The sequence below is a fragment of the Streptomyces globisporus genome, from assembly GCF_003501885.1.
GTDB classification, from domain to species: Bacteria; Actinomycetota; Actinomycetes; order Streptomycetales; family Streptomycetaceae; genus Streptomyces; species Streptomyces globisporus_D.
Genome location: NZ_QWFA01000335.1, coordinates 1 through 3102, shown reverse-complemented (window position 1 = coordinate 3102; position 3102 = coordinate 1). Strand labels below are relative to the sequence as shown.

At 72.9% G+C, this 3102-nt stretch carries 4 protein-coding genes and 1 pseudogene; 2 read left to right on the top strand and 3 right to left on the bottom strand.

Annotated features, from left to right (window positions below; all coding sequences use genetic code 11):
* Window positions 1-8 precede the first annotated feature (8 nt).
* Window positions 9-1070 (bottom strand): annotated as a pseudogene (locus D3105_RS33120) (M1 family aminopeptidase); the annotation flags it as partial.
* 159 nt (window positions 1071-1229) lie between these two features.
* Here D3105_RS33120 and D3105_RS35645 point away from each other — a divergent pair.
* Window positions 1230-1691 carry an aquaporin gene (locus D3105_RS35645; RefSeq protein WP_240647117.1) on the top strand — a complete coding sequence of 154 codons (462 nt, stop codon included), beginning with the start codon at window positions 1230-1232 and terminating at the stop codon, window positions 1689-1691.
* Between the two features lie 39 nt (window positions 1692-1730).
* The gene (locus D3105_RS35640) at window positions 1731-2060 is read left to right on the top strand and encodes an aquaporin (RefSeq protein ID WP_240647116.1); all 330 of its coding nucleotides are present in this window, start codon (window positions 1731-1733) and stop codon (window positions 2058-2060) included.
* A 4-nt stretch (window positions 2061-2064) separates the two neighbouring features.
* On the opposite strand, the gene D3105_RS33110 is transcribed toward D3105_RS35640, so the two are convergent.
* A complete protein-coding gene (locus D3105_RS33110; RefSeq protein ID WP_118906518.1) occupies window positions 2065-2397 on the bottom strand; it encodes a chorismate mutase in 333 nt (110 codons plus the stop codon).
* Between the two features lie 25 nt (window positions 2398-2422).
* Window positions 2423-3102, bottom strand: a 680-nt coding sequence (locus D3105_RS33105) for a helix-turn-helix domain-containing protein (RefSeq protein ID WP_133305743.1), incomplete at its 5' end; no start/stop codon positions are given.

Below are 3102 nucleotides of genomic sequence, written 5' to 3'. Positions count from 1 at the left end.
GTTCACGGGGTGGTGGGGCGCTGGTCGGCGTCGTAGCCCCAGCCCTTGCGGGCGACGCCGAAGTCGACCCAGGTGTCGGTGAACCGCGTGGCCTCGGTGAGGGTCTGGTAGCCCATGTACTCGGCGAAGGACTCGTTCAGCCAGATGTCGTCCCACCAGGTCAGCGTGACGAGGTCGCCGAACCACATGTGGGCCATCTCGTGGGCGATGACCATGGCGCGGGTCTGGCGTTCGGTGTCGGTGACGGCGGAGCGGTAGACGAATTCGTCGCGGAAGGTGACGAGTCCGGGGTTCTCCATGGCGCCGGCGTTGAACTCGGGGACGAAGGCCTGGTCGTAGGAGTCGAACGGGTAGGGCTCGTCGAACTTCTCGTGGTAGCGGTCGTAGCAGGCGCGGGTGATGTCGAGGATCTCGTCGGCGTCGGCGTCCAGGTACGGGGCGAGGGAGCGGCGGCAGTGGATGCCGAAGGGCAGTCCGGCGTGCTCGGTGGTGATCGAGTGCCAGGGTCCCGCGGCGATGGCGACGAGGTAGGTGGAGATGAGGGGGGTGGGGGCGATGGTCCAGCGCCCCTCCCCCGTGCGTTCGGCGACGCCGTTGCCGAGGACGGTCCAGCCGGCGGGGGCGGTGACGTCGATGGCGAAGACGGACTTGAGGTCGGGCTGGTCGAAGGCGGCGAAGACGCGCTGGACGTCCTCCATGAACAGCTGGGTGTAGAGGTAGGTCTCGCCGTCGGTGGGGTCGGTGAAGCGGTGCATGCCCTCGCCGGTGCGGGAGTAGTGCATCGCGGCGTCGATGTGCAGTTCGTGGGGGCCGGCGGTGAGCCCGGTGAGGGGGTAGCGGTTGCCGTCGAGGAGGGCAGGGTCCAGGGGCTGTCCGTCGAGACTGATCGAGCGCAGGGTGGCGGGCTTGACCTCGACGAAGGTGTCTCCGGCCGCGCGGGCGGTGAACCGGATGGCGGTGGCGGAGTCGAAGGTCTCCTCGCCGGTGGTGAGGTCGAGGGCGATCGTGTACCGCTCCACGTCGAGGATCTGGGCTCGGGTCTGCGCTTCGTCGCGCGTCAGTACGGACATGGCCCCATGCTGCCGTACGGGGGACGGCGTGCGCAGCGGGGTTCTCCCTGGGCGGACGGGCGGGCAAGTGGCGTGATCGTGCCGGGTGGATACCCCCCGGGGGCTGTTGCCGCTTACCATCTCCTCGGCGCGGCACACCGAGTACCGAGGACGTCCCTCATGACGCTCACGCCTGCGCCCGAACCCGTCGTTCCGAGACCCGGGCCCGAGGTCCGGCCCACCGCGATCGGCCCCCGGTCACCGGAGCCCCCGCACGGTCCTGATGCCGGTCCCCATCCCGACGCCGGTCCCGGTCCCGGTGCCGTGCTGCCGCGGGCCGTCTGCGAGGCGGCGCTGACCGCGCTGCTGCTGTTCCTGATCGTGACGGCGGTGCGGTGGCTCGTCGGGCCGGACCCGGGGGCGGCGGCCGCGCGTCCGGCGGTGCTGGGCTGTGTCGTCGGGACCCTGCTCACCCTGTTCATGCTGTCCCCGCCCGGCCGGTGCTCCGGCGCCCACCTGAACCCGGCCGTCACCCTCGCCCTCTGGCGGCTCGGGGTCTTCCCCGGCCGCGAGGTCGTGCCGTACACGGTGGCCCAGTTGGCCGGGTCGGTGTTCGGGGTGTGGTGCGCGGGGCTGGTGTAGGGTCCGGTCACCGGGCGCCCGCCGGTCCGCCACGCCTCGGTGCGGGCCGATCCGGCGTGGGGCGACGCGGCGGTCCTGGCGGCCGAGGCGGGGGTCCTTGTGGGGTCGACGCTGATGCTCGCCGTGCTGCTGGCGTCGCCGGGCGGGCGTATGGTGCTGCCGTACGCGGTGGGGCTGACGACGGCCCTGGTCATCGGGGTGCTCGGGCCGCTGAGCGGCGGATCGGCGAACCCGGGACGGCAGTTCGGCCCGGCGCTGCTGGCCGGGGACACCGGGCGGCTGTGGGTGTACGTGCTCGGGCCGGCCGTGGGGGCGGTGCTCGGCGCGTGGCTTGCGGGGCGGGTGGGACTGCGACGGCCGGCCCGGTAGCCGCTCAGGCGTTCCGCACCTCGCCGTTCTCCGCTTCCTCGGCGATCCGCTCGTGGTGGCGGATCACCTCGGCGATGATGAAGTTCAGCAGCTTCTCGGCGAACGCCGGGTCCAGATTGGCGCTCTGTGCCAGTTCCCTGAGCCGGGCGATCTGGCGGGTCTCACGGGCGGGGTCGGCGGGCGGCAGCTTGTGGTCGGCCTTGAGGCGGCCGACCTGCTGGGTGGCCTTGAAGCGTTCGGCCAGCATGTGGACGACGGCGGCGTCGATGTTGTCGATGCTCTCGCGCAGCCGGTTCAGCTCGGCCCGGACGGTCGCGTCGATCTCGCTCGTACTCATGGTCAGCGAGGATAGACGGCCGCCCTCACGGCCCGATCGTCGGCGGGTCGTCGGGGTCGGGCACCTGGTCGCTCCAGCCGCCGGGCACGCTGCGCCCCTGCTGTTCGCGGAAGCGGACGGGGGCGGTGCCGACCCGGCGGGCGAAGAGCCGGGAGAAGTAGGCGGGGTCGTCGTAGCCGACACGGCGGGCCACGGCGGCGACCGGGAGGTCGGTGGCTGCGAGGAGTTCCTTGGCCCGGCCGAGGCGGATGCCGAGCAGGTAGTCCTTGGGGCTGCACCCGGCGCCGCGTCGTACGGCATTGCGCAGTTCGGCGGGGGTCATGCCGTGCCGGGAGGCGTGCTGGGCGACGGTGAGCGGTTGGTAGGCGTCGCGGGCGAGCGCCTGGAGCACCGGGTCGCCGTCGGGGCCGATGTCGGCGCGGGCGCGGCGCAGGGAGACGAGGAGTTCGTGGACGGCGGCCCCGGTCTCGACCTCCAGGAGGGGGTTGCCGCGGCGGGCGGCGCGCACGATGCGGCCGACGGCGGCGCGCGGGGCGGCGGTGTCGGCGAGCGGGACGAGGGGGCGTTCGGGTTCGATGTAGTCGAGTTCGGTGTACGTGGCGGTGGCGGGGCCGGTGAAGTCGACGAAGCTCTCGTCCCAGCCGGTGCCGGGGTCGGCGCCGTAGTGGTGGGGGGTGCCGGGGGTCAGCCAGATGAGGCTGGGGC